We start from the raw sequence: 26,726 nt of genomic DNA, 5'->3' as shown, positions 1-26,726 counted from the left end.
ATTCGACTGTCGTGGATAACTGTATCTTCAAAATGGGTACACGGAGCCTATTATTCGTCCACTGACTGGCCACCGCAAGCAATAGCGCCCCTGCGGCATTCGACACAAAGGACAAATGAATGACCATCGATTCGACGCTTCCCAACTATCGTGCGCTGTCACCAGCACAGCGTCTCGCACATCTCAGCAAGGCCGTTGGTCTTGACGATGCGGCGCACGCGCAGTTGGCCAAACCCGGCGCACTACCGCTCGACATCGCGAATGGAATGATCGAAAACGTCATCGGCACGTTTGAGTTGCCAATGGCTGTCGCCGGCTACTTCCAGATCAACGGAAAGGACGTGATCGTGCCGATGGCGGTCGAGGAACCCTCGATCGTGGCGGCCGCATCGTTCATGGCCAAACTCTCGCGAGAGTCGGGCGGTTTTCGAACGTCGAGCACGGGGCCCCTGATGCGCGCGCAGGTACAGATCGTCGACGTGTCCGATCCGTATGGCGCGCGACTGTCGATCCTGAAGCACAAGGACGAGCTGATCGAACTCGCGAACGGCCGTGACAAGGTTCTGATCGGTCTCGGCGGAGGATGCCGGGACATCGAAGTGCATGTGTTTCCCGACACGCCACGCGGCGCGATGGTGGTCGCGCACCTGATCGTCGACGTGCGCGATGCGATGGGCGCAAACACCGTCAACACGATGGCCGAATCCGTTGCGGGCCGCATCGAGACGCTGACGGGAGGCAAGGTGCGTCTGCGCATTCTCTCCAACCTCGCCGATCTGCGGCTCGCGCGTGCGCAGGTCCGTTATTCCGCCGAGACGCTCGCAACCAAGGCGTATTCGGGCGAAGACGTCATCAATGGCGTGATCGACGCCTATCTGTTCGCGTCCATCGATCCGTACCGCGCGGCGACGCATAACAAGGGGATCATGAACGGCATCGATCCGGTGATCGTTGCGACCGGCAACGACTGGCGCGCGGTCGAAGCGGGCGCGCACGCCTACGCGAGCCGCAGCGGGCGCTATACATCGCTGACGACGTGGGAGAAAGCGAAGAACGGCGACCTCGTCGGGACAATCGAGTTGCCGATGCCGGTCGGTCTGGTCGGCGGCGCGACCAAGACGCACCCGCTGGCACGCCTGGCGCTGAAGATCATGGATGTGAAATCGGCACAGGAACTGGGCGAGATCGCGGTTGCGGTGGGTCTCGCGCAGAATCTGGGCGCATTGCGCGCACTCGCGACCGAGGGGATTCAGCGCGGACACATGGCGCTGCATGCCCGCAACATTGCAATGTCGGCGGGCGCGAAAGGTGACGAGATCGACTGGGTCGTGAAAAAGATGGTCGCCGCGAAGGATGTACGCACCGATTTCGCTATCGAATTGCTGGCAGGGCCTCGTCATGCGTGAGCAGGTGCTACCGCAGGGCGTGAAGATCGTCGAGGTCGGTCCACGCGACGGGTTGCAGAACGAGTCGTCGATCGTGCCGAGTGCGACGAAGGTTGAGCTGGTCCGCCGGCTGGTCGCTGCGGGGGTGAGATGGATCGAGGCGGCATCGTTCGTCTCGCCGAAATGGGTGCCGCAGATGGCGGACGGCGCGCAGGTGCTGCGCGACATCGAACGCAAGGAAGGCGTCGTGTTCTCGGCGCTGGTGCCGAACCTCAAGGGACTCGATGCCGCGCTGGCGGCGAGATGCGACGAAGTCGCCGTCTTCGCTGCGGCATCGGAGACTTTCTCTCGGAAGAACATCAATTGCTCGATCGCGGAGAGCATCGATCGCTTTGCCCCCGTCGTGGAGAAGGCCCTGGCAGCGGACGTTCGCGTGCGCGGTTACGTTTCCTGCGTGCTGGGCTGTCCGTTCGAAGGCGACGTCGATCCGGACCACGTCGCCGCGGTGGCAGCGCGGCTGTACCGGATGGGCTGTTATGAGATCAGTCTGGGCGACACTATCGGCACCGGCACACCAGTGAAGACGCGGCGCATGATCGATGCGTGCGCGAAGGATGTGCCGGTCGCAGCGCTCGCTGGACACTTCCACGACACGTGGGGCATGGCGACGGCCAACGTCTACGCTGCGTTGCAGACGGGTATCTCGACGTTCGACAGTTCGGTGTCGGGAATCGGCGGATGTCCGTATTCGCCGGGCGCGACGGGCAATGTGGCGACAGAAGACGTGGTCTATCTGTGCCACGAACTCGGTATTGCGACGGGAATCGATCTTGCAGCACTCATCGACGCAGGCAGCTTCATTTCGAATGCGTTGAGCAGGACGACATCGTCGAGCGTTGCACGCGCGAGCCGCGCGCGTGAAGTCAGGCTTGCGTCGGTTTGAAAGGGATGGCGGGAAACACGCGAATCCCATAACAAATGCTTCAGAACGGAGGAGACAGATGGAACAGTACCGCGGACATTCCGCGACAACCGCTATGGTGCAATCGGCATCGGCAATCCGCGCCGAGGAGACCTCTGCGCGCTATGCCGAGGTGTGGGGTGACACGGTCGATCTCCGTCATCTCGGAGGGTCGGTCGCGCTTGGCATAGGCATCAGCGTCGGGGCGTTTTTTGCGGGTAAGCATGTGCTGTCGGCGTTCGTTGCCGACGCGGCCATCGCGCGCGCTTACGCGATGCTCGTGGGACTTGCCGGCTGTCTGATGGCCGGCGCTATTTGCGCATACCTGTTCAAACCGAAGCGGCTGGTCGTTGAGCACACGACCGACGAGTCCGAGCGCATGCGCGTGCTGCAATTACTCGCCGCGGAATCTGGCGGTCTGGGATCCATCGACGATCTTTCGCCGTCGGCTCGAGCCGAGATGGAGGAGCTCGGTCTGCTCGAACTGTTTGCGTCGGCGGAAAAGCGCCGCGGTGACGATGCTGCGATTCATGGAGAACGTCAATGAGTCCGCTCGTCCATCAAATCGTCGTCGCGCTCGGCATGGGACTGATCGGCGCGATCGTTTTTTCAGGCATCGGTCTGATCTCCGGCACCGACGAAACTACGACCATTGCGCCGCTCACCTTGCTGGTCGCCTTGCTCGGGGTGCCGCCGGCGGGCGTGTTCACGTTCTTCATGGCCGGGGCAGTTGCCAAGCATATGACGCACTCGATTCCTACGGCATTGCTGGGCATTCCCGGCGACACGATGGCGGCGCCACTGCTTCAGCAGGCGACGATGCTGCGCGCACTCGGCGTGCCACATATCGCGCTGCGCAAGATGACGTCCGGTGCGATTATCGCGGCTTTTGTCGCGGTTCCGCTGGCGGTCTTGTTTGCGGTGCTGCTTGCACCGTTCGGCGGCGCCATCGCCAAGGCAGCGCCGTGGGTGTTTCTTGCCGCTGCGATCGGCATCGCCTACTTCTCGGCGGGCCGCTTGGCGTCCGTGCTGCTGTTGATTCCGTTCGTGTTGCTGATCGTGGGTCTGCAGGCGTTGACGAGCACGTACAGCGTAAAGCTGAGCGTGAGCTATTTTCTCGGCATTGCCATTGGCCCATTGATCGCTGACCTGTTTGCCGTGCTGTCTCCGGTCGAGCGCCGTCGCATGCGTCGCGAACACCGTTCGACGTTTTCGCTGGCGCCGGATGTGAAGGGATGGAAGGGTTATTTTCCCAATCCGTTTCGGGTTCTGGATCGCCAGCAGGCGGGATGGACAATGGCGACCGCTGCTGTTTCAAGTGCGACGTTCGTATTCAGTCCGGTCGCCATGACGGTCGTGATGGGGGAGGTCGTCGGCGCGCGTATCAAGCACGCGTATCAACGGCTGACCACGGTCATCGCGGCGAGAAATGGTGTGACGGAGGCAACGTATATCGCTGAGGCGCTGATTCCGCTCATCGCGTTCGGCCTGCCATTGAGTCCGGTCGCTGCGGGACCGGCCGCGCCGCTCTTCAACGCGCCGCCGCGCTTCTTTGTCGATGCATCGACGGGGCATGTCAACAACCTGCATACGCTGATGTCGAGCGGGGAATTCCTCGGCTACGGATTGCTATCGGTGCTGCTTGCCGCGTTAATCGCGTATCCGCTCGCCATGAACTACGCGCACCGTGCCGCATCGATCGTGGCCCGAAAGTTGAGTCACGAAGCCATCATCGCGACGTTCGCCGGACTCATCGTCGTCATCAGCGTGTGGGAGGGGCAGCTTCTCGGGCTGGCGGTCATCCTGACAGTGGGGTTATTCGGCGGGCTGCTGTCGCGCATGTTTGCTTTCAATACCGGTGTGCAGTTCATGGGCTATTACGTCGCGGTATTGAGTGTGCCTGCACTAGTCAAACTCTTCTGAAAGTCATCGGTCGACAGTGGCGATGGCCGTTCCAGTGAGCGGCCAAATCGCTCAGGCCAGGATCTTCTGTCAGTTGGTTATAGAGTCTCCACGAAATCATGGGAACTCCAGTCAACCCTGGTGCAGACGGTGATACTGAGACTCGAGGAAACGCCGGATGTCGATAGTTCGATAATCGAAGCACTGCGCATGTTCTCCGCGGAATTGACGTCGCGTGGACAGCGGCTGCTTTGTGTGTCCCCGGGGATACCTTGAAAAGGACGGGCGCCCGGAGACGCTGAAAGATCTGCTCGATCACGAATGCCTCACGGTGTCGTCGAAGCCGACGCCACGTGGGTGGTGGACTTTTCCCGGTCTGAACCGCGGTGCCCCGTTGCCCATTAAAGGGCGACTGCAATGCGACGACACCGAGACGTTGCCCGACGCCGCGGTCGCGGGGTTCGGCATTGTGCATCCGGCTACGTGGCTGGTCGATGAGCGTTTGCGACGTGGCGAACTTGTCTCACTGTTTCCGTCGGAGGACGGGAGCGCCGCGAAGGATGCCCCAGCAATCCATGCAGTCCGTCTTCCCGGTCGATCACATGTGAAGAAGGCCCGTCTCTTTCTTGAACATATGCGCGACCATGTCGGGACCCCTCCATACTGGGATCAGGCGTCCTCGCGTGGGCCAGAAGCGACGCGAAACCGGTAGCGCTCGACAGAGTCGGCCGGACCCCGCGCCCAGGAAGGCTAGGCCTTGCGCAAAATCTCAATCGCCCAATCGACAAATACACGGACCTTCGACGCCAGATGCCGGTTGGCGGGGTAAGCCACGTGGACCGGAATCTGGGCGCCGTGCCATTCTGGAAAGAGTCGTTGCAAAGCGCCAGATTGCAGATGGGGACTCACCAGGAACTCGTAAGTGGTGAGCACGCCGAGACCAGCAATACCCGCGGCGAGCGCCGCGCCGGAGTCGTTGACCGTGATCTGATAGGCACCGTGTACGTCAGCTACAGCGTCGCCCATTGCGAGCCGGAACACAAGGTCACGACCGGTGCGCGGTGAAGCCATTCGCACGATCGTATGGCCCTGACCGAGGTCGGAAGGGGCTTGCGGTGTGCCCTGTCGGGAAAGGTATGCCGGCGCCGCACAGGTCACAAGCGTCAGCGTACCTGCGGGCCTCGCAATCAGCGAGTCGTTGAGCAACGGTCCCAGCCGCAGCACACAGTCGAGGTTTTCGGCAATCAGGTCCACCGGCCGATTTCCCACATTCATGTCGACCTGTACATCCGGGTAGCGCGCAAAAAAATCAGGCATTGCCGGTATGACGACGTGCTGGGCCAGCGAACTGGGTAGCTCGATCTTGATCTTCCCCTTCGGGGAGCGAGTCGCACTGAGCACGCTGCCGTCCAATGAGCCAACTTCGTCGAGTACGCGTATTGAACCTTCGTAATAAACCTGACCTTCCTGGGTCAAGGTGAGTTGTCTGCTGGTTCGATGCAGAAGGCGCACACCCAATTCCTTTTCGAGTTCCTGGACCAAACGTGTCACAGTTGACTTCGGCACATTCATCAGATCAGCCGCCCGAGTAAATGTCCCGGAGTCGACGACCCGAACAAATGCTTGCATCGCAGAGAGTTTATCCATTCATTGAGCCATTACGATGGGCCAGACGCAGAGCTATGACGAAGGTCGGTTCGGCAGCAACGCGTGCGCGCTGAATTCTCGCACACCCAATGTGTCAACGGCGGATAGTCGCGTCCGCGGGACGCCGCTTGCGTGTTGTTCCCGCGCACGACCCGGATGGCTTACGCCTCGCCCATGAACCGGACAAGCGCCTCGAAGGCTTCCCGGCGATTCTTCTCGAGCACCAGCATATGAGTTGCTTCCCCGAGTTCAAGCCAGCGCTTGTCGGTGGTGCCGGTGAGATGGAGGAAATAGTCTTGAGCCAGCGCAATCGGCACGTCAACATCCCATTCGCCGTGGATCAGGAGAACGGGCACTTCGATCTGGGCCGGGTCATAAAACGGCTTCCCCTTGGACCAGAACTCGCGAATATCCTGTACCGGTCCGTTAACAGCGCGCACCGATTGATTCGCACGAAGTTCCGCATCCGGTTCAGACCGAACCGTGTTGTCGAGCCAGGCTTCGAAGCCACCGGCGGGAATCAGGGTATCGCGCTTCCATTGCGGTGCTGCGCCCACCCAACGCTCACGTGCGTCAGCGGCGCGCACCACACGGTAGCCGCCAAGCGGGCCGCCTGCATCCAGCGGAATCGGCTTGTCGCTGACCCACTGAGGCGCGATAAGTCCCAGCTTGCGAACCTTGTATCCGTTACGCGCTGTGAAAGTACCTGTGACGCTGCCGCCCCACGACATGCCAATCACATTCAATCGCGCAATGCCCGACGTGCGCAACACGAAGTTGACTGCTGTCGTGAAGTCGCGAATGCCGGACTCAGTTCGACCGAGCGGCTTATTTTGCGATGCCGGGAGGTCCATTTCCTGCGGGCGGGTGGAGTCGCCGTAGCCACGGACATCGACGGCGTACACGTCGAAGCCTGCCTGCGCCAGATAGTCCATGAACGAGTACCCTTCGAGGGACGTATCGTAAAGGCTCCCCGATCCGTACGTTGCGCCGTGCATCATCATCACGGTGTGGGCATCGTCGAACTCCTCCTGACCGACGGGACGCTTGTTGCGGATATGGAGCTCGATGTCTGGCGTGTCGCTTGGAATCATGAAGTCGCGGACTTGAACTTCGGTTTTCTTGGTCATGATCTTCTCTCGGGAAAGAATGGGATTGATTAGCGCGGAATCCAGTTGAATCCGGTGCCGTCGCGCTCAACAACGCCAACCGAGGTGCCTGGGAAATGACTGCTGAAAAACGTGGCGTGATTGTCCGCTGCGAAATTCAGCGCCCAGTCGCGTGAGCGTCGCGCGTCGTCCTGGAACTCACAAAAGACTGAGTTCCAGTCAGGTTTGGCGACCTGCACTGGGTGATGCATGACATCACCTGAGAACAAGGCCAGTTCGCCCGCCGATTCAAGGCTGATCGACAGATGATCGAAGCTATGTCCTTTGGTCTGGTGGAAGGTGAAGCCCTCGACAGGCTGCTGATGCGAGGCATCGATCAATACAGCCTGACCCGCGTCCACGATCGGCTGCACGCTGTCAGCGAAGACGCCGGCGCTCGGGGTTTGCACATGCTTTTCGTTCGCATAGAACTGGTACTCGGGCGCAGAAAACACGTATTGCGCGTTCGGGAATGTCGGTATCCAGCGATCGCCGGCGAGCACCGTATTCCAGCCAACATGATCGACGTGCAGGTGCGTGATGAGAACGAGGTCGATGTCGGCTGGTCGCACGCCCGCGGCCGCAAGCCGGCTCAGATACGGCGTTTCCAGCTGATTGAATACCGGATTCAGCGGGCGGTTTTTGCCGTTACCTGCGCCGGTGTCGATAAGGAGGGTCTTGCCACCAATCTGAACGATCCAGCTGTGTACGCTCAGCGCGACGTTCTGGCCATCATCAGAGGTGTTTTCCGAGCCAATCCAGTGCGGCCGGGCGTCGGTCAGAACGGATCGGTCGCGGTCAGGGAAAAGATAATCCGCGGGAATCTCTGGCAGGATGAGTTCGGTCACGCGAGTGACCGTCGCGTTCCCGATCTGATAACGGTGAATCGTGTCCATTTGGGGCCGTCCTGTGAAAGGCGCCGCGAAGAGGTATCGAGGCATGGACCGCATAGTGCCCGGCGCAGACCGGACAAAGAAGCAGGCAAGGGCGAAACCATCGTTGCGAAAACGCGAACGTTGGACGTCACCTCAATCAGGGAACGCGACGGATGACCGCTGTCGGCTGCCAGAGCAGTGACGTCCCCCTGATTACCTCTTTGCTGGTTTTCAAGTCCTGCTGGGAAATCGTTGTGGGGGAAGGGGTTAGGGGAGGCGTTGCTTCGAAAGCGGGAGGGCGTGAAAAGCCGGAAACCCACATGTAAAAAATACATGTCATCAGCTTGCGCAAGGCGAATTCGCGAGAGGTGAAACGCTATGCCGAAACTTAAGCCGGGAACCGTCCTCCCTATGCCGGCTGAGGACGCCAAGATCAAGAAGCAGATGGGCCAGGATTCTCAGAATCCGGAATGGACGAAGAAGGAGTTCGCTAAGGCGCGACCTGCGAGTGAAATGTTGTCGGGGATTGTTGGCGAGGAGGCTGCTGAGAAACTGCTCAAGCCTCGTGGTCGGCCCAGGGCCGAAGTGACGAAGGAGCGAATCAACATTCGGCTGTCGCCGGAGGTTGTCGATTACTTCAAGGCGTCGGGGAGCGGTTGGCAGACGAGAATCGATGCGGCGTTGCGGCAGTTCATTGCAGAGCATCCGCATTTGGTGTGATGGAAGGTGCTGAGATATTCTCTCGCGACAGACGCGTCGATAAGTTCAAATGGTTCTTTCGAAATCGTTCTCATACCGGGTGAATTGCCGGCCAAACCCTAGCTTGTGGGTAACACGGCGCCCGGTATTGATGACAACGTTCGCGGGCAACTGCGTGGTGCTGCCAGCGTTATGGGCCGCGAATCTGCTTGGGTATGTCTTGACGCCAAGCCGCTTGAGCGCCTGCGGAGCCAGACCAGCCTATGCGCACAAGACCACTAGCCGGTGTGCCTGCCACCATCGATAGTTTCCGGGCAGCCCGGGAGGTGTTCGACGCGCAAGTGTGACGGCGAAGTACGCCGGTGAGGGCGCCGGAAGCTGCCCTCACCCAGGATGGACTTCATCTGCGTGCCGGATCTCGGCACGCAGGTTCGTCACTTCCGCGTCGTCTTCCTTGCGGCTTCCGCATAGCCGGCGGCAACGGCGTCGCCATAGTCCGGCTTGACCGCGTCGATCTTCTTTTGCTGCAAAAGGAATTCTGCGGTTGACGTGAGCGTCTGCGCAGCGCCGCTCTTCGCGCCACAGCCTAGCCATTGGCATGACACCTGAGCTTCCAGCGTCGGGTATTTGTAAAGGGCCATTTCTTCTGCCGCGTCTTCGGCTTTGCCCCCGAGTCCCTTGATCACAGCCGCGAGATTGGCCGAACCGACAGCCCACGCTTGCGGGTGCGCGACGAAGTCGCGATTGGTCGAGTCGAGGACTTCGATGAACTTGGTCATGAACTCCGGATTGGCCGATCCGAAGGATCGGGTAACTGCCATGCCCTCAAACGTGCATCGTCCTTGTTCGCAGATTTGCCCAGCCGTGATCAACGGTTTCCCCGTCGGCCTTATTCGCCCCAGCGCGGGTCCCCAAATGAACGCGCCATCGACGTCGCCTCGCTCCCACGCTGCCGCAGCCTGTGTAGGTGTCATGTTGACCAGCTTCACCTGGGAGGTGATGCCCCATTTGCCGAGCATGTACATTAGTTGATAATGGCTTGTACTCGCGACGGGCACAGCGATCGTTTTGCCTTTCAAATCCTGTGGCGAATTGATATTCGCTGCGTTGCGCACCATGAGTGCTTCGGCATTGGCGATGTCCTCAAGAATCCAGAACAATTGAATGTCCATCCCCCGGCTGGCTGCCGCCGCGATTGGACTCGATCCGAGTACGCCGATGTCGATGCTGCCCGACGCCATCGCGCTCATGACCGCAGCACCGGAATCGAATTTCTTCCAATTGATTCGATAACCGGTCGTCTTTTCGAACGCACCGTTGACCATCGCCGCAATCCAGGGGCTGTACGTGGTTTGGTACGCGATGTTGACAACTCTTTCGGCTGCGTGAAGCGGCGTAAGCAGGCTGCCGGCTACAAGGCCCAGACCACATACGAGTGACCTGGCGATTCTCCCGATTTGATTCATCCGTCTCTCCAAAGTAACTGTTCACGAGGAGCGGTCTGGTCTCGCCCCCCACGGTATTCAGGTTGCCGCAGTCAACGCGGTTTCCGGCGCCGAAGGCTATCTGCCAGCACACAAAGAATCTCGAACATGAGTGTTGCACCCACCAGTGCGGTATTGCCACTTGTGTCGAACGGCGGTGAGACTTCCACAACGTCACCGCCTACCAGATTCAGTCCCTGCAGACCCCGAATCATGCGCTGCGCTTCGAGGGTCGTCAGTCCGCCAATCTCCGGTGTTCCTGTGCCGGGCGCATAGACCGGGTCAAGCGCATCGACATCGAATGTCACATAAGTAGGGCCATCGCCAACCACCCGCCGCGCTTCGGCAATGACTGCCTCGCATCCCAACGCACGGCATTCCTCAATGTCGATGACGCGAATGCCCTGGCGCTCTCCCCAATCGTTTTCGCTATCGTTATATAAAGCGCCCCGAATGCCGATTTGTACCGTGCGCTTCGGGTCGAGCAAGCCTTCTTCGATGGCACGTCGAAATGGGGTGCCGTGTGTGTAAGGGTTATCACCGAAATACCGGTTCCAGGTATCCGTGTGTGCATCGAAGTGCACCATGCCGACAGGACGATCCCTGGCGATGGCCCGCAAAATCGGGAGCGTCACCAAATGATCCCCGCCGACGGACAGAGGCGTAATGCCCGCGTTGCAGACCTCGTCATAAAACGAAGCGATGCGCGCCAGCGAGTCCATCAGATCGACCGGATTCACCGGGGTATCGCCAAGATCGGCGCAGTTGCATAACGCAAACGGGTTAATGCCACTGGCTCTGTTGACGTTGCGCACCATCGTGGAAAGATCGCGCACCTGACGCGGGCCATGACGCGCACCCGGTCGATTCGTGGTGCCGCCGTCCCATGGCACGCCGATCAGGCCGATGTCCACTTCACCGATATTCTCATCCGCCAGGCTGAGATAGGGCAGCCTCATGAGGGTTGCGAGCCCCGAGAAGCGGGGCATGACGGTTCCGGTGATGGGTGCAAATTTATTTTCTCTCATGGACAATTCCCGGGAACGCGTCGTGAATTTGCAGGGCTAGCTGACTCCCACCGCCACACGACGCAATTGGCGGCGTGAAGCGAGTGTGTCCCGTTCCACAGTGCTCATGGAATCCCGAACAATCAAACTGAACTTCGGCACTTTCCAAACAATCTGCGCGGCAAGGCGTTGCGGCGCAATGCAACCCGCGGTATTCACGGTAACCTTGTCATGATCAAAGTCACGGACTTCGACCTGCGTTTGCTACGCATATTCAAAACGGTGTCGGATTGCGGTGGATTCTCGGCTGCAGAGGCTGCGCTGAATATGAATCTGTCGACGATCAGCACGCACATGGCGGATCTGGAAGCGCGTCTGGGAATTCGGTTGTGCGACCGCGGGCGTCGCGGCTTTCGGCTGACCGATGAGGGGCGCGCGTTTTACCTGTCTGCGCAGCGGTTGCTCGATTCGGTCGAGGCCTTTCGGATGGATGTAGGGGCGCTACATCGCCAGATCAGCGGGGAATTGCTGATTGGTATCGTCGACAACACGATTACCGACACGCAATCGCAAGTCGCCCGCGCGATCGATGTGCTGAAGCGTCAGAGTCGTGATCTGGAGATAAGGCTGGAAATCAAGTCCCCCTCCGAGATCGAGGATGGGGTGTTGCAGGGGAAACTGCACCTGGGCATCGGTCCTGTTCGCAACGCCCAGCCGGGGCTGAATTATGAGCCGCTTTATCGCGAGGAGTTGCAGCTCTATTGCGGATCGGGGCATCCGCTATTCGATGCGTCGCCAGATGATATCGATGTGGAGACCTTGGCAAGTTTCGACTATGTTGCACGCGGTTATTTGCGTGAAACAAAGGAGTCCGGAAGTATCGCGAGCTTCAAACATACGGCGACGGTCTTTCACATGGAAGCCGTCGCAATGCTGATTCTGTCGGGGCGATTCATCGGCTACTTGCCTTCGCACTATGCCGGGCTTTGGGTGTCGCAGGGCACGATGCGGTCAATCTGTCCGGAGCGCCTCACGCACCATGCCGAGTTTCAACTGATTACGCGAAAGGGCAGGGAGATGCCCACACCGGCGCAAGCATTCGCTGAAACACTTCGCTCCAGTGTTGGCGGCAATTGAATGGGCGGTTGATGCGCCCTTGAATTCAACCTCCCCTCAACTTCTGCCCGGTGGCCACCGCCGCTCTTTCCGCGGCAATCCACTCCCGGAATGCGGCGATCGCGGGTTCGTCTGCGCGTACCGACATGAAAAAGTGTCCGAAGCGCAGATCACGCTCGCCGGCCCTTGCTGCCCCTTTCCACTCGACCGTCATGATCGGATCAACGCGGGGCGCCCCTTTGCGCCGGCGGGATCCCCACCCGAATCGCAACATCGAACCCGTCCCGCTCGAACTGAGCTGATTAAGATCGTGCCAAAGGCAATTGGAGGTGGCGACGACACAAGATCGCAACGATCTGCCGTGACCTCGCGGCAGCCATATACGCCACCGCGCATCTCAGATTTGACCCCGCTCCTTCAGGTACAGATGGCGAGGCACACCCCAGAGTATTAGCAACGTCGCAACAAGGCACGCGCCGGCAATTGCGTACAGACCAAGGGCGGGGCTCCCTGACACCGTCGTGACTTTGCCGACCATGTACGGGCTGATGATTCCCCCAAGTTGGCCAAATCCGTTGATCAGAGCAATGCCTCCTGCCGCGGCAATACCAGTGAGAAATCGGGAAGGCAGAATCCAGAACAGCCCCAGCGACGTGATGATCCCGGTCGCTGCAACAGTCAGGCCAATCACAAGTATCAGCGTGTTGGACGGAAACAGCCCGCAAACCAGATATCCCACTGCCCCGGCAAGCGCGCTCATTCCGAGGTGCCACCTGCGCTCACCCGTCCGGTCCGAACTCCTGCCGGCGAGAACCATTACAACGCCAGCCACTGCATATGGAAGCATGGAAATGATGCCAATTTGTAATGCATCCGATGTTCCTGCGCTCTTGATCAACTGCGGCATCCAGAAAACCAGGCCATAGATGCCCATCGCAAGAAACACGTAGATGAACGCCAGCATGATCGTGACGGGATCTCGCAGCGACGCCCCCAGCGAATGGACTTCCCGAGCCTTGGGGTCATTGGCAATCTGCGTCTGAAGCACCCGCTTCTCCTGTGCGGTCAACCAACGTGCCGAACTGATGGAGTCGTCGACGAAAAAGAAAACGACGACCCCGAGTAAGATCGACGGAATACCCTCCAGAAGAAACAGCCATTGCCACCCCGCCAGCCCGTGCATGCCGTCGAAGTATTTGAGAATCGCCCCTGAGATAGGGCCGCCGATAATGCCGCAAAGCGGAATCGACGCCATGAAAATCGAATTGCATCGACCGCGTCGCTCCGAGGGGAACCATGTTGTAAAGAAATAAAGGACCCCCGGAACGAACCCGGCTTCCAGCGCACCGATAGCAAATCGAAGTACGTAGAACCATGTCTCGTCGCGCACAAACATCATGGCTGCCGACGCAATCCCCCACGTCACCATGATGCGTGCGATCCACTTTCTGGCCCCCACGCGGTGCAGGATGATGTTGCTCGGAACCTCGAGCAGAAAGTAGCCTATGAAGAAGACGCTTGCCCCGGTACCATAGATTGCATCACTCAAACCAAGTTCGCTCTGCATCTGAAGCTTTGCGAAGCTAATATTGATCCGATCGAGATAGGAACAGACAAAGCACATCACGAACAGCGGGATAAATCGCCAGAACACTTTTCGCGTAGCATTTTGCGCGTCCACGTCTGCGTCGACATCCAGCGGCCCAATAGGGCGAGCAGTCTCCATTGTTGTCTCCTTTGTTGATTATTTTTTTTGCGTTTTAGTAAGTTGCCCGGCCACCGGAAAGATCGAATACGGCGCCGGTAGTGAACGAGTTTTCGTCCGAGGCCAGCCAGGCAATCAGCGACGCAATTTCGCTCACCTCGACAAAACGGCCACGCGGGATTTTCGAGAGCATGTAGTCGATGTGCTCCGCCGCCATTTGCTCGAAGATGCGCGTGCGCGCGGCGGCGGGTGTTACGCAGTTGACCGACACGTTGAGCTTCGCCGTCTCTTTGCCCAAGCTCTTCGTCAACGCAATGACCCCCGCCTTTGCGGCGCTATAGGCAGACGCGTTCGGATTGCCCTCCTTTCCTGCAATCGATGCGACGTTGACAACGCGGCCGTAACCTCGCTCGATCATGGTCCGAATCACGGCTTTGTTGACATGGAAGGTTGCGTCCAGGTCCACGTCGATAACACGCCGCCATTCGTCATCCGGGTACTCAGCCAGCGGCGCATTGGGACCGGCAATGCCAGCGCTGTGCACCAATGCGTCGATTTTGCCAAAGGCGCCAATCGTTACGGTTACAGCCTCGCTCACCGCCTGCGAATTTGTGACATCCACCGTAACGGTACTGACCTCGCCGAAGCGTCCAAGCTCGGCGCGCGCAGCGGCAAGCGCGGCTTCGTCCCGGTCCCACAGCGCCACGCGTGCGCCACTGGTCAGCAGTCGTTCTGCCACGGCAAATCCGATACCGTGCGCGCCACCGGTGACAACGGCGGATCGCCCCAAATAGTCGTATTGGTTCATCGAAGCCCCTCAACCCTGCACGAGATGTTGGCGCTGTTGACCGAGGCCTTCGATACCGAGGCTCATCACCTGACCTGCACGCAGATAGACGGGGGGCTTCTGTCCCATACCCACCCCCGGAGGCGTTCCCGTCGAGATGACGTCGCCAGGATGAAGGCTCATGAACCGGCTCAGATAGGAAACGATCTGCGCGACAGAGAAAATCATCCGGCTGGTATTGCCAGACTGGTAGCGGGTCCCGTCGACGTCCAGCCACATCTCCAGCTTTTGAGGGTCGGGAACCTCATCGGAAGTGACAAGCCAAGGGCCGAGCGGTCCGAACGTATCGCAACCTTTGCCCTTGTCCCATGTACCACCCCGCTCTAGTTGGTACTCCCGCTCCGACACATCGTTGATCAGGCAATAACCCGCGACGTGATTGAGGGCATGCGCTTCGTCGATGTAGCTCCCTGCCTTCCCAATCACCACACCCAGTTCGACTTCCCAGTCGGTCCGCTTCGAACCGCGCGGAATGATCACGTCGTCGTTGGGGCCGCAAACCGCAGAAAGCCACTTGTTGAACACGACGGGTTCGGACGGAATGGGCATTCCGGATTCTTCCGCGTGGTCTACGTAGTTCAACCCGATACAAATGAACTTCCCGATACCGCCAACGCAGGGGCCAAGACGGGGCGCTTGGTCCACTCGCGGAAGCGCCGACAGATCCATACCTCTTAACCGTTCAAGCTCCTCCGGCAGCAACGCCTCTCCTCCGATATCGCTAACGATAGAAGACAAATCGCGAATGTCCCCTTGTGCGTCGAGTACACCGGGCTTCTCCTGACCACGCTCGCCAAATCTGAGCAACTTCATTTCAACTCTCTCCTATGCATTTTTCTCGTTCTGCCGGCACTACCTTGCCGGCGAGGCGTGATCCGAAATGTAGAAGAGTGCAGATGTTTTGAATAATGATAGATTGCGAGCAGGCGATAACTTTCCCTCATCGGGTCTTTCCCCTAGAGACAACGACATGCTTCCAAGTCCCGACGTGCTTTCCACTCGCCTCAAGCTCAAGCAACTGAGGTTACTTGTGGCGATAGACGATTTCGGATCGCTCCATCGAGCTGCCGACGAACTGGCTTTGACGCAACCTGGGGCGACCAAGGCGTTGCGGGAGATCGAGTCCACCTTCGGCAATGAGCTTTTCGTCAGGACGTCTCAGGGCATGGTGCCGAACGAGCTGGGCCGATGTGTCATTCGTTATGCCAAGTTGATACAGACCGATGTGACCCACCTTGTCGAAGAGATGGAAGGCGTGCTTACCGGTATTGGCGGGCGGCTCGCGGTGGGAGCCATCATGGGCGCCGTATCTGGCGTGCTGGTCGATGCAGTGATGCGACTTCGCCGGAAGCAACCGTCGCTCAGAACGGAAATCACGGAAGACACCAGTGTCCGTCTTTTGGCGCTGGTAGAAAGCGGAAGGCTCGAGTTAGCACTTTGCCGGTTGAGTGTCGCGCGCCAGCCGGAGAATTTTGTCTATATCCCCTTGCGCGACGAACCGCTGACGATAATCGCGGGCCCCACGCATCCACTGGCCCGCACGCCAAGCCTCGCGCTTACCGATCTTGCTGACTGTGGGTGGATCGTCTATCCAAGCGTCATGCCGCTGCGCAGTCTCCTCGAGCGAGAGTTCAAGGAGGCAGGGCTCCCGTTTCCCGCGCACCCGATTGAGACAGCATCGATGACGGCCACGATGCTACTCCTGCAAACAGACCCCAATTTGGTGACCCTCATGCCGCGCGACATGTCCGACTTTCTGATCGAGCATGGACTGGCGATTCGACTGGACATCGATGTCCAGTCGCGCACGGAGCCCTATGGAATCGTCACGAGACGGGGCACTTCATTGAGCGCTGCAGCACGGTTGCTCATCGACGAGCTTACGAATTCGGCCAAGGGCGGGGGGGACGGGCACAGGTGACGGTGTTTCCAGCCGCTTGACGCTCCCGCCCAGTGCCCATTTGCAGGGAATGTCCATCGCGGCCCCTCGCGCTTTCATGTGAGGTTCGTTGTACACCCCCTCAAGGTTATTGACGGGCCCGCACGGCACGCCTACCGCTTCCAATTGATCGAGCCATTCCGATCGCCTTTTACGGGAGTGGACCGTGGCGAGCTCCGCGTGATTGGTTTTATATAGGCTAGAACTTGGTCAAAACGCCCAACTGCAAGCCGAGTTGCGACTTGCCGTTGACATCGCTTCCGGCCAGGTTACCGCTGGGGGCGCCTGAGCCACTGAAACGAAAGCCCGCGTTCTTGTCATTCTTGAGATAGCTAGCCACGCTATAAATCTGAGTCCGGACCGATAACGAGTAGAACGCCCCTACGCTGCCGCCACGCGCCCCCGCGCTTCCGCCGGAGGTGTCGCGCAACTCGCCGTAAAGCGCCCCGACCCGCCACGCGGCCGAAATCACGTAGTCGACCGATATCTGATAGATATTGTAGAAACGCTTCACGTTCGGGTCGGTGCCTGCGAACGAATTGTTCGGATTGCTGATATTGCTCAGGATTGTGGTTGCGGTATTACCGTTGGCGCTGGACGTGACGTTGTTGGTACGCACGTAGCCTAAATAGATCGTGCCCGAACCATAGTTGTAGTTCAGGTACACGTTGTGATACTGAATCGCATTGCGGTAGATCGCGGTTTTCTCGTCGGGCAGCGCGACGAGGCCTGCATAGCCGCCACGCCACGGCCCATGGCTGTAATCCAGCGCCGCCTGGTAGATACCGCGCGCTGCCGACCCGCCAGCAATCCCGGGGACTGCGTAATGCAGCTCCAGTTGAAGGTCCGACAAGCGAGGGGAGCGCCACGAGATATCGTTGTCGTACTGCGTCGGGTTGCCGATGTCGTTCATCACCGACCCATACGTCGTTCGGCCTGTGTAGTCATTCATCAGACCAGTGAAGAAGATGGCCGTGGCTTGCCGGCCGACGCGAAATTCTCCCGCCGGTGTCTGCATGCCGACCCAGGCCTGCCGATCGAAGATTCGGTTGCTTTGTGTCGACGCACCGTTGTTGCCGTTGAATCCGCTTTCCAACTGGAATGTGGTCTTGTAACCACCGCCGAGATCCTCGATACCCTTGAAGCCGAAGCGACTCTTAAACAAGCCGCCGTCATTGATCGAAGTCACGTTGGTGCCGGTGCCGCTGCGGATGTAGCCGACATACTCGTCAAGAATCCCGTATATCGTGACGCCAGACTGCGCATGGGCTGCACCTGCGGCGAGTAATCCCGCCCACAGGACTAGTGGTCGTAGTTTCATGTTCTCGTTTCCCGTCATTGCATTGTCGCGTTGGCGCGGGCTTGCCTCGGAAGGCGCCGTTGCGGTCGTGATCAGTCGTCGTTCGGACGTGCGTTTCCCTCCAACCGACGTGGATAGTTCAGTGCCTGAAGGGGGGGGCAGAGGCGTCTGCTCGCGATCAGACGCCGTGCCGCTAGGGGGTGCCCGAGCGCCGTCGCGTGTCGGGCATGGACTGCCGCAGGGTCAGCCCACCATGTGCGGACACGCGATGGCGACGCTTGCCTTGGCCGCGCCTTCGCTGGCTAACACCTGCTCCACGGCCTGCGACAGGAGGTCGCGCTTTGTCGACAAAGAGTAGATATTTTCCTTCTCGTCGAGCGTTCCCTTATTGTTGAACACGTATCCCGCCATCACGCGATCGCCTAGAATGCGGCCGAGCAGCGTTTGTGCGTCCTGCAATGTCTGCGGCGCTTCTGAGACGATGACGTTCGTTTCCTGCTGGTCCGGACTCATGGTCGACTTAATGATCATTTCGTGGGCGTTTTCCTGCGACAAGGTCCACAGCGCGGAGATCACCACATAGAGCTTTTTCCACTGAGCTTCACCGATTTCGGCTTTCCACGCTTTGAGTGTGGCGGTCATCTCGTCGACCTGGATCTTTGCCGCAAATTGTTGGCACACGACGATTGACCCGGTAACAAATCGGCAATACTTGAGGTAATCGTCCAGGGTAAATGTCTTCTGCTGAATCACCTTTTTCATCCAGTCCGACATGTACAAAACGATCGTGATTCCTGCCTCCTCCGCTTCGGTACCCGCAATGTCGAGCTCGAAATAGTTGCTGCGAACAAGCATCACCTGCTCCAAATAGCTGGTCAATGCCGGGATCCACTGCCCTTGGCGGGGATCGTCGATATAACCGCCGATGATCGAATAGATACCCAGCGGGATATGTGCGATCGCTTTACAGATGTCATACACCGGGCCGACGTTCTGCTTCACGTAACGCGTGTCCTCGTCAACGAGAAGCGTGTAGCGGCCGCCGTCGAAGGTCGATTCCACGTACATCATCGGGAAGATTCGTTGTCCGATGATCTCGATGTTGGTCGCGTAATTTGCACGCATAGCCGTATCGATATCGAGCACGAACTGCATGGATTGCTGCTTGAGGTCGCCTGCCCAGGCGCCAATCGCCGGATCGGTCGTCGGGTAGCCATTTGCCGGATCAAGTGCCATTTCTTATTTCCTTTTTCTATCGGTAATGTGAGGGCTACGCCGTCGACGCGGGGTGCCCGGGATGCCGCTGTGTAGTGAAGCGTTCAGGTCGGAAGGTGGCGTGTGTCTCCTATCAGCGAAGGAATAGCGTCGACGTGTCGCGCAGACGGCGGCTCGTCGACGGTTGCGGATGTCGCACGGGCGTGCCCGATATGACCGCGCAGCGTCATCACGATCTGGGCGAAGTCAGACGTGTAGGTCACATCGATCGGGCGTGGGCGCGGCAAGTCGACCTGCTGGCGTAGCAGGAAGCGCCCCGGGCTGGCGCTCATGACGTAGACGGTGTCGGCCAGAAACACCGACTCGCGAAGATCGTGCGTCACCAGAATCACGTTGAAGCGCCGCTTCTGCCATAGGTCGCGCAGGATGCACCACAGCTCCTCACGCGTGAATGCGTCGAGCGCACCGAAGGGCTCGTCGAGCAGCAGCAACGACGGTTCGTGAATCAGCGCACGGCAGATACTGACGCGCTGCTGCATACCTCCCGATAGCTGCCACGGATATTTGTCCTCGTAGCCGGCAAGCCCCACGTCGGCCAGCAATCGCTGCGCGCGCGCAGCGTATTCGTCGCGGCGTTTGCGAAAGTCATGGCGATATGGCGCCACGATCTCAAGCGGTAGCAAAACGTTTTCGAGCGTCGTGCGCCACGGCAGCAACGACGGCGACTGAAATGCCATGCCCGAAATTTTTAGCGGACCGTCGAGTCGGCGGCCGTCGATATGGATCTCGCCCAACGACGGCGAGCGCAAGCCGGTGGCGAGCTTCATGAACGTGGACTTGCCGCAACCCGAAGGCCCAACGATAGCGACGAATTCGCCCCGTGCGATCTTCAGATCGATGCCTTCGACGGCGAATTTTCGCTGGCGCGTCAGGCGCTCGTCGTAGGCCAGCCATACGTTGCGAAAGTCGATGAAATGCTCATGTTCAGGCGCTTCGGCAAGCGCCGGCGAGGCGACTCGATCCAGCGGGACGGCGTTTTTCAGCGTATTCATGATCGATGGGGACTCCTTCATTCAAACGACGGCGTGCCGTCAAGGCACTTCAGGGCGTGTTTTGCGACCTCGACGTCCTGCTCGCCCGTACCTGAGCCCACGCCGATGCCGCCAATGACATGGCCGAACACCACGATTGGCAAGCCACCGAGCAGATGAGTCACACAGCCGTCGGTCGCAAGCGCAAGCTTGATGTCCAGTCCTGGTGTCGCGTTGCCGGTCGGTGCCCGGTTCGAGGCAGCGGTCATCGCCTTGCGGATGGCCGACTGCTCCGAAAGCACCTTCGCGCCATCCATGCGCAGGAACGCCATCAGACGGCACCCATCGTCCACCACGGCGATGCACTGCGGTTGCCCCATGGCCTGTGCATGCGCGACTGCGGCGGTAACGATCGCTTGGGCGCCGGCGTGGGTGAGCTTGAGTCGCTCAACGAAATTCGACATGATCTGGTCCTCAAACAGAGCGGATATTGCCGCCGTCACAGCGCATCAGGCTGCCCGTGATATAGCTGGCCGGCTCGCTTGCTACAAACGCTGCCAATGCCCCAAATTCGGCCGTCGTACCGTACCGTCCCATGGGTATCGTCGCGGTGGAACGGGCCCGGGCTTCCTCCGCCGTGATCCTCTCCTTGTCGGCCACGGCCGCATCCGTCAGTCGCACCCGCTCCGTATCGATGCGACCCGGCACCAGTACGTTGACGGTGACGCCCTCGCGTGCCACTTCCTGCGACAACGTCTTCGACCAGGTCACGAGCGCATTGCGCAACGCGTTCGAAATACCGAGGATCGGAATCGGTTGCACGACACCACTCGAGACAACCGTCATGACCCGTCCCCAGCCGCGTTTTCGCATGGCGGGGAGGAGGGCGTCCGTCACGGTGATCACCGAGAGCACCATCTCCTGGAAGCTGTCGTTCCAATCGCTGGCGCTGCGCCCCGAGGCACCGCCGTATCCCGGGCCGCCCGTGTTGTTGACGAGGATGTCGATGTCGCCGAACGTCTCGACGATCTCAGCCGCGAAGGCGGGTAGTGTTGAGACGCGCGTGAGGTCGACGGTGCGGCCTTCAACGCGTTGCTGGCTGTTGCCGCCACGGTCGAATGCAATCGCCCTCAGTTCGTCAACGGCCTCGCCCAGTCGCGTAGCATCGCGTCCGGTGACGACGACGCTCGCGCCTTCCGCCACGAGTGCGCGCGCAATACCGAGGCCGATGCCTCGGTTGCCGCCGAGTACGAGGGCACGTTTGCCGATAATGCCTAGTTCCATGATGCAGCTCCTTTCGCGGGACGATAGCGTTCGAGGAAGTGACCGTGGCCTGCGTGGCCGAGCAGCTCGCCCTCGTGCACGACGACTTCGCCGCGCGAGATGACAGTGACCGGCCAGCCGCAAATCTCGCGACCTTCGTAAGGGGTGTAGTCGACGTTGTGATGCAGCATGTCGTTGGTAATCGTCACGCGCCGCGCCGGGTCCCAGATGGCGATATCGGCATCCGAACCCACGGCGATCGTGCCCTTGCGGGGGTGCAGGCCGTACAACTTCGCGGAATTGGTCGAGTTGAGCGCGACGAAGCGATTCAGGTCGATGCGGCCGGTCATCACGCCTTCCGAGAAAAGCAGTGGCCCGCGCGTTTCCAGGCCCGGAATGCCGTTAGCGACTCGCCGGAACGAGACTTTCGGTCCGTACATCAGCTTGCCCGACGGATCGAAGCGATACGGCGCGTGGTCCGACGAAAAAATGTCGAATAAACCATCCTCGATTCCCTGCCAGACATGCGTCTGATTGACGGGGTCGCGCGGCGGAGGGCTGCACATGCACATCGCGCCGCGAAAGTCGGGCTGATCGAGGTCGTCCGTACTCAGGAACAGGTATTGAGGACACGTCTCGGCGTAGATCCGGATGCCTCTCGCGCGTGCACGCCGGATTTCTTCGATGGCCTCTCGCCCGGAAACATGGACGATGAGCATCTCGGCCTGCGCGACTTCGGAGAGTGTGATGGCCCGATGGGTCGCTTCGCGTTCGATGGCCATGGGGCGCGAGTCTTCATGGAATTTCGGAGCGAGCTTTCCCTCCGCTTCCAGACGATCGGTGAGCCACGAAATGCATTCGTAGTTCTCCGCGTGAATCATCGTCAGGGCCCCGGCCCGTCGATTGCAGTCGAGAACGTCGAGAATCTGCCGGTCCGATAGGCGCATCGCTTCATAGGTCATATAGACCTTGACTGACGCGTGCCCGCGAGCGATCAACATCGGAAGCTCGTCGGAGAGGACTTCCGGGCGCGGGTCGGAGACGATCAGGTGGAACCCGTAGTCGATGAACGCCCGGGCACTGGCGCGTTGGTGATAATCGGCCACTGCGGCCACGAGCGATTGTCCGCGATGCTGGACGGCGAAGGGGATGATCGTCGTATTGCCGCCAAATGCGGCCGACAGGCTGCCGGAGTGAAAGTCGTCCGCCATCAGTGCGCCGCCGGACGCCAGACCCTGCGCACGCGGCTGATCCAGATGGCAATGGGCGTCGATACCTCCGGGCAGAACAAGCCGGTCACGGGCATCGAGCATTTGTCGTCCCCGCAGGTCCTGGCCTAGCGCGGCGATCTTGCCGTTCCGGATGCCGACGTCGCAAAGCGCGGTGTCGCTGGCCGTGGCGACCGTGCCGCCATGGATGACGGTATCGAACAAGTCGATGGAGTGTGCTGACATCATGTGGCCGAGAGCAGGCCGCCGTCTCGCTGCGACCAGAAGGTGGTGCGCCGTTCGATCAGCGCAAACAGGGCGTAGAGCACCACACCCATGACGGAAGTGACAGCCAGACCGCCGAAGACAAGCGGCGTGTCGAAGTTCGATGTGGCCGACATCATGAGGAAGCCGATGCCATGGCGGGACGCGACCGTCTCGGAGATGATCGTGCCGACGAAAGCGAGCGTGATGGCCACCTTGAGCGATGCAAAGAAGTACGGCATCGATCGAGGCATGCCCACCTTCGCAAGAATGTCGCGTCGCGTCGCGCCTAGCGCACGCAGCACGTCGAGCAGCTCCGGTTCGACGGTGGCGAGGCCGGTGGCCATGTTCACGGCGATCGGAAAGAACGACACCATGAACGCCGTGAGCACAGCCGGAATCGTGCCCGCGCCAAACCAGATCACGAAGACCGGCACGACGGCTACCTTGGGCACGCTATTGAACGCCACCAGTACCGGAAAAAGACCGCGGTAGATCAGACGCGACGAGCCGATGGCCACCCCGATGACGAGCCCGGCGGCCACCGCCAGAGCGAAGCCGATCAGCGTGGAGAGCAGGGTGAAGCCTGCGTTTTCCAGGATCGGCCCCGACCATTTGGCGATCGATGCGGCCACGGCCGACGGACTGGGCAGCAGAAATGTCGGGATCGAGAACAGGCGGCAGGTGATTTCCCAGATAACCAGGATGCCGGTTACGAAACACCACGGCATGGCGCCTTCGAGCATGCGAGCACGGGCGTTCATGGCAGACGGCGCACAGCGGCGGCAGGCAGGAACGTGTCGGTGAAGACGTTGCCAGGTGGCACTTCCGCGGGCAGCTCGAACGCCTTGGTCAGCAAGACGACCGACTTCTGAAAGCGTGGTGCACGCACACCGCCCAGGCCGTCGGCCTTCGACTCGGCGGTTTCCATCTGGTGGGAGATGATCCAGCGCAACTTGGCCAGTTCGAGAGTCTCGTCAGTCATCGGCGCATATTTCTTGAGCGCGGCAATGGCGGCGGCCGGATCGGCGATGGCGTCGCGCCAGCCCTTGGCCGATGCTGCAACGAAATGCCTGACGACATCCGGTTGTGTATCCAGCATCTTTTTCGACGCAAGAATGGCGTTGCCGTAAAGGTCGAGGCCGGCGTCCGAGTAGTAGAGCAGCTTGATATCGGTGGGCTTGATGCCTTGTCGGGTGAGATTGAAATACATGGTCGAGTCGAAGCCGAGGATCGCATCGACATCACCCTTGAGCAGCATGGCTTCGCGCAGGCGCAGGTCGCCGTACTCCCATTTGACCGAGCCCACGGGCACGCCCGTTACCTGGGCGTAGGCGGGAAACAACTTGTAGGCGCCGTCCGTCAGCGCGCCACCAATCTTCTTGCCTGCGAGATCGCCGGGCTTGTTGACCCCGGTCTTGGCGAAGCTCGCGATCGCCAACGGCGAGCGGTAGTACAGCATGTAGACCGCCTTGCCGGCGCTGGCCGGGTTGCGCGCGGCGAAATCGAGCAGGACGTTGACGTCCGCGAAGCCGAAATCGTAGGCACCGGTGCCGATGCGTGTCACGGCCTCCCCCGATCCACCCGACGGGTCCATGACGACGGTAAGTCCCTCTGCCGCAAAGTAGCCTTTTTCCTGGGCCAGAAAGAAAGCCGCGTTGCTACCGTCGAAGGGAGCGTTGAGCGATAGCTTGACCGTGGTGGCGGGTTGCCCGGCCGCCTGACCTAGCAATCCGAAGTAAATGAGCATCGCTGTGAAGATTGCAGCGATCACCTTGGAAATCAAAGATGGGAGTACGTCGATTCGACGCGGGTGCAGACCCCGATTGAGGTAGTGGTTTTTTTCGTGTTTCAGGATGGTGCGCATGCGGGCTCTCCTTTGGATATCGGCCGACAGCCCCAGCAACGCAATTAATGTGCCAATTGTTGCTCGCTATTTTGATATTTTTTTTTGGTCAATTTTTTATTAAAATTGCGCACAATTGCAGCGGCTAATCAAAGAGACGGAAATGGCACGAAAAGGTACGGGGAAATCGTTTGAAAATGCGCAGGACAAATTGACGCCAGGCGCAACGGATGCCAAATCGTTGTATCGGACTTTTATCGATGCGATCGTCGACCAGCGCTTGCTTCCCGGCACCCGGCTAAATGAGTTGGCAATGAGCAAGCTGTTCGATGTATCACGTCGGGAGATGGGGCACTTGTTTGCGCGACTCGAGTGTGAGGGGCTCGTGGTGCCGATTCAGAACCGAGGGGCTTTCGTGGCGTCGCCAGACGCGCAGGAGGCGCGCGCCATCTTCGGGGCGCGCAAATCAATCGAGGCCGGCATCGTCGAACTGGCGGCCACTCGAGCCTCTGGCGCCGACTTCAAGGTTCTGGAAAAATCCATTGCCGACGAGGACGCATTGCGCCGTGCGGGGCGAATGCGCGAGGCGATCAAGGAGTCGGGCCGCTTTCACCTGTTGCTGGCCGATATCGCCGGCAACGCGATCCTCGCGGACCTGGTCAAGCAATTGGTCGCGCGCACGTCGCTGGTCACGAGCCTGTACGACAACGCCAGCGGCATGAGTTGCTGGCATGACGATCACGGCAAGCTGATCGGACACCTCAGGGCCCGTCGCACGAAGCGTGCCATCGACACCATGCGCCAGCATCTGGACGACCTGGAAGCCAGCCTGGATTTGAGCGTCAAAATTGGCTCAAAGGCAGATTTGCGCACAATTTTCGGCTTGCCGTCCGAGCAGCCGAAGAAGTGACGCCGGTGCCAACGGGAGCGCTTCGAGGCCCCACAGCAGTGCATGGCGACCTGTCGCTGGAGATTTCATGCACAAACTTGGTTGACTTCCACCGCTCCGACAGCGAGGCGCCGGCCCAGACGCGCCTCCCGCGATCTTTTCGAGCAGCACCGCAAGCTTCGGCGAGAGGGCGTTTGGTCGAAAGCTCAACACCAGCCTGCAGTTCGTCCACCTCGCTTTCTTGACTCTGCCGCTCAGATGATCGTAAACGCGTTCTTAGCTCGGTTAAGTACGAGCGGCGCTTTACGACACGTACTACTACACTGCCTATCCGGCCGATCCGAATGCACACTGATGCGTGTGCCGAAGCCGATCTGCGGCTCTCCGGTCGGATATCTGGATGAGGCGGGCACCCGGCACCTATACCCCCAACCAACACTGGAAGGCAACAAGGTCGTTGCGGGGGCCGTACGCGGTCTCTCGTACGGTCGAGGAGGCTCACACGGTCACGCCGGAGGATCCGTCGAAGTACGTCATCGGATATGAGTACGGTGTGCCGTTCGTGACCGGCAGGGACGAAGATGGAGGTCCTCTCTTTGGCGCGCACTACGGCATTGTGAACGGCAAGGTGTCGGCGATTTCTTACACCGTGTATGACACTCAGAACGTTGAGGAGCAGTACCAGGTGTTGGGCGTAACGCCGTTGCCAACGATCGTCGATACGACACCGACTTACGTCCCGGGCTACTGGATTCCGGGCGCGTCGCCGCAGCACGCTCGGTGACGACTGGCAGCGTGACGACGTCAACCCGCCGGCCCGGCCAACCGATTGGGGTGACGGTGTCGCTGGCCATCGGCACCAGCGGTGGCACGAACGCCGTGCGTCCGACGATCAACCAGACCTACGGCCGCTGGGGCAACGTGTTTTCCGTGTCCGACCCGCGCTCGCCGTATTGGGTTACGACGTACAAGTACAACGCCAGCAACCAGTTCAC

At 59.9% G+C, this 26,726-nt stretch carries 26 protein-coding genes and 1 pseudogene; 10 read left to right on the top strand and 17 right to left on the bottom strand.

Annotated features, from left to right (window positions below):
- Nucleotides 1-119 precede the first annotated feature (119 nt).
- From C266_RS16625 to C266_RS28435, 5 genes are all read left to right on the top strand, one after another.
- Nucleotides 120-1,406, top strand: coding sequence for a hydroxymethylglutaryl-CoA reductase, degradative (locus C266_RS16625; protein WP_010805762.1), 1,287 nt, complete (start codon nt 120-122; stop codon nt 1,404-1,406).
- Nucleotides 1,399-2,328, top strand: a complete 930-nt coding sequence (locus tag C266_RS16620) for a hydroxymethylglutaryl-CoA lyase (RefSeq protein ID WP_010805763.1) — start codon at nt 1,399-1,401, stop codon at nt 2,326-2,328. The genes C266_RS16625 and C266_RS16620 overlap by 8 nt, the downstream gene beginning before the upstream one ends.
- Before the next feature lie 58 nt (nt 2,329-2,386).
- Nucleotides 2,387-2,893 (top strand): hypothetical protein, encoded by a 507-nt coding sequence (locus C266_RS16615; RefSeq protein ID WP_010805764.1) that lies wholly within the window; start codon nt 2,387-2,389, stop codon nt 2,891-2,893.
- Nucleotides 2,890-4,269 (top strand): tripartite tricarboxylate transporter permease, encoded by a 1,380-nt coding sequence (locus tag C266_RS16610; RefSeq protein ID WP_010805765.1) that lies wholly within the window; start codon nt 2,890-2,892, stop codon nt 4,267-4,269. Before C266_RS16615 ends, C266_RS16610 begins: the two co-directional genes overlap by 4 nt.
- Before the next feature lie 214 nt (nt 4,270-4,483).
- Nucleotides 4,484-4,960, top strand: coding sequence for a LysR substrate-binding domain-containing protein (locus tag C266_RS28435; RefSeq protein ID WP_081636316.1), 477 nt, complete (start codon nt 4,484-4,486; stop codon nt 4,958-4,960).
- A 38-nt stretch (nt 4,961-4,998) separates the two neighbouring features.
- Here C266_RS28435 and C266_RS16605 read toward each other — a convergent pair whose 3' ends face one another.
- The 3 genes from C266_RS16605 to C266_RS16595 form a co-directional block, all read right to left on the bottom strand.
- Entirely contained in the window at nt 4,999-5,895 is an 897-nt protein-coding gene (locus tag C266_RS16605; protein ID WP_036663394.1) for a LysR family transcriptional regulator, read from the bottom strand.
- Nucleotides 5,896-6,056: 161 nt separating this feature from the next.
- A complete protein-coding gene (locus C266_RS16600) occupies nt 6,057-7,025 on the bottom strand; it encodes an alpha/beta hydrolase (protein ID WP_010805767.1) in 969 nt (322 codons plus the stop codon).
- 29 nt (nt 7,026-7,054) lie between these two features.
- Nucleotides 7,055-7,939, bottom strand: a complete 885-nt coding sequence (locus tag C266_RS16595) for an MBL fold metallo-hydrolase (RefSeq protein ID WP_010805768.1) — start codon at nt 7,937-7,939, stop codon at nt 7,055-7,057.
- A 357-nt stretch (nt 7,940-8,296) separates the two neighbouring features.
- Between C266_RS16595 and C266_RS16590 the strand changes: the two genes are divergently transcribed.
- The gene (locus C266_RS16590; RefSeq protein WP_010805769.1) at nt 8,297-8,638 is read left to right on the top strand and encodes a BrnA antitoxin family protein; all 342 of its coding nucleotides are present in this window, start codon (nt 8,297-8,299) and stop codon (nt 8,636-8,638) included.
- Between the two features lie 413 nt (nt 8,639-9,051).
- Here C266_RS16590 and tauA read toward each other — a convergent pair whose 3' ends face one another.
- Nucleotides 9,052-10,083, bottom strand: a complete 1,032-nt coding sequence (gene tauA, locus C266_RS16585) for a taurine ABC transporter substrate-binding protein (RefSeq protein WP_036663391.1) — start codon at nt 10,081-10,083, stop codon at nt 9,052-9,054.
- A 71-nt stretch (nt 10,084-10,154) separates the two neighbouring features.
- Entirely contained in the window at nt 10,155-11,129 is a 975-nt protein-coding gene (gene speB, locus C266_RS16580) for an agmatinase (protein ID WP_010805771.1), read from the bottom strand.
- Between the two features lie 210 nt (nt 11,130-11,339).
- On the opposite strand from speB, the gene C266_RS16575 reads away from it, so the two are divergent.
- Nucleotides 11,340-12,245: a LysR family transcriptional regulator gene (locus C266_RS16575; protein WP_010805772.1), complete on the top strand. Its 906-nt coding sequence runs from the start codon at nt 11,340-11,342 to the stop codon at nt 12,243-12,245.
- A 376-nt stretch (nt 12,246-12,621) separates the two neighbouring features.
- Here C266_RS16575 and C266_RS16570 read toward each other — a convergent pair whose 3' ends face one another.
- The 3 genes from C266_RS16570 to C266_RS16560 are packed head-to-tail and all read right to left on the bottom strand — an operon-like array spanning nt 12,622 to nt 15,589.
- A complete protein-coding gene (locus tag C266_RS16570; RefSeq protein WP_010805774.1) occupies nt 12,622-13,950 on the bottom strand; it encodes an MFS transporter in 1,329 nt (442 codons plus the stop codon).
- A 34-nt stretch (nt 13,951-13,984) separates the two neighbouring features.
- Nucleotides 13,985-14,737 carry an SDR family NAD(P)-dependent oxidoreductase gene (locus tag C266_RS16565; protein ID WP_010805775.1) on the bottom strand — a complete coding sequence of 251 codons (753 nt, stop codon included), beginning with the start codon at nt 14,735-14,737 and terminating at the stop codon, nt 13,985-13,987.
- A gap of 9 nt (nt 14,738-14,746) precedes the next feature.
- Nucleotides 14,747-15,589 (bottom strand): fumarylacetoacetate hydrolase family protein, encoded by an 843-nt coding sequence (locus C266_RS16560; RefSeq protein WP_010805776.1) that lies wholly within the window; start codon nt 15,587-15,589, stop codon nt 14,747-14,749.
- 157 nt (nt 15,590-15,746) lie between these two features.
- On the opposite strand from C266_RS16560, the gene C266_RS16555 reads away from it, so the two are divergent.
- On the top strand, nt 15,747-16,697 hold the full coding sequence (locus C266_RS16555) for a LysR family transcriptional regulator (protein WP_010805777.1): 951 nt from the start codon (nt 15,747-15,749) through the stop codon (nt 16,695-16,697).
- Here the strand turns inward: C266_RS16555 and C266_RS27505 are convergent.
- The 9 genes and pseudogenes from C266_RS27505 to C266_RS16515 all read right to left on the bottom strand — a co-directional run.
- Nucleotides 16,620-16,886 (bottom strand): annotated as a pseudogene (locus C266_RS27505) (CoA transferase); the annotation flags it as partial. The gene C266_RS16555 and the pseudogene C266_RS27505 sit on opposite strands and share 78 nt — an antisense overlap.
- Nucleotides 16,887-16,914: 28 nt before the next feature.
- Nucleotides 16,915-18,036 carry a porin gene (locus C266_RS16550; RefSeq protein WP_051126420.1) on the bottom strand — a complete coding sequence of 374 codons (1,122 nt, stop codon included), beginning with the start codon at nt 18,034-18,036 and terminating at the stop codon, nt 16,915-16,917.
- A gap of 222 nt (nt 18,037-18,258) precedes the next feature.
- A complete protein-coding gene (locus C266_RS16545) occupies nt 18,259-19,251 on the bottom strand; it encodes a hypothetical protein (RefSeq protein ID WP_010805779.1) in 993 nt (330 codons plus the stop codon).
- Between the two features lie 83 nt (nt 19,252-19,334).
- Entirely contained in the window at nt 19,335-20,282 is a 948-nt protein-coding gene (locus tag C266_RS16540; protein ID WP_010805780.1) for an ABC transporter ATP-binding protein, read from the bottom strand.
- A gap of 17 nt (nt 20,283-20,299) precedes the next feature.
- Nucleotides 20,300-20,725, bottom strand: a complete 426-nt coding sequence (locus tag C266_RS16535) for a heme-binding protein (protein WP_010805781.1) — start codon at nt 20,723-20,725, stop codon at nt 20,300-20,302.
- Between the two features lie 10 nt (nt 20,726-20,735).
- Nucleotides 20,736-21,545 (bottom strand): SDR family oxidoreductase, encoded by an 810-nt coding sequence (locus tag C266_RS16530; protein ID WP_010805782.1) that lies wholly within the window; start codon nt 21,543-21,545, stop codon nt 20,736-20,738.
- Nucleotides 21,536-22,978, bottom strand: coding sequence for a dihydropyrimidinase (gene hydA, locus C266_RS16525; RefSeq protein WP_036663583.1), 1,443 nt, complete (start codon nt 22,976-22,978; stop codon nt 21,536-21,538). The genes C266_RS16530 and hydA overlap by 10 nt, the downstream gene beginning before the upstream one ends.
- Complete coding sequence (locus C266_RS16520; protein ID WP_036663389.1) at nt 22,978-23,760, bottom strand: ABC transporter permease; 783 nt, start codon at nt 23,758-23,760, stop codon at nt 22,978-22,980. Before C266_RS16520 ends, hydA begins: the two co-directional genes overlap by 1 nt.
- On the bottom strand, nt 23,757-24,863 hold the full coding sequence (locus C266_RS16515) for an ABC transporter substrate-binding protein (RefSeq protein ID WP_010805785.1): 1,107 nt from the start codon (nt 24,861-24,863) through the stop codon (nt 23,757-23,759). Before C266_RS16515 ends, C266_RS16520 begins: the two co-directional genes overlap by 4 nt.
- A 292-nt stretch (nt 24,864-25,155) precedes the next feature.
- Here C266_RS16515 and C266_RS16510 point away from each other — a divergent pair, with 292 nt between their 5' ends.
- Both C266_RS16510 and C266_RS16505 read left to right on the top strand, forming a co-directional pair.
- Complete coding sequence (locus C266_RS16510; protein ID WP_168162928.1) at nt 25,156-25,752, top strand: GntR family transcriptional regulator; 597 nt, start codon at nt 25,156-25,158, stop codon at nt 25,750-25,752.
- Nucleotides 25,753-26,131: 379 nt separating this feature from the next.
- Nucleotides 26,132-26,515, top strand: coding sequence for a hypothetical protein (locus C266_RS16505; protein WP_010805787.1), 384 nt, complete (start codon nt 26,132-26,134; stop codon nt 26,513-26,515).
- Nucleotides 26,516-26,726: the final 211 nt, after the last annotated feature.

Origin of the sequence: Pandoraea sp. SD6-2 (assembly GCF_000389825.1) — a bacterium.
In the GTDB taxonomy this organism is placed as follows: domain Bacteria; phylum Pseudomonadota; class Gammaproteobacteria; order Burkholderiales; family Burkholderiaceae; genus Pandoraea; species Pandoraea communis.
This window is presented reverse-complemented; position numbering and strand designations above follow the sequence as displayed.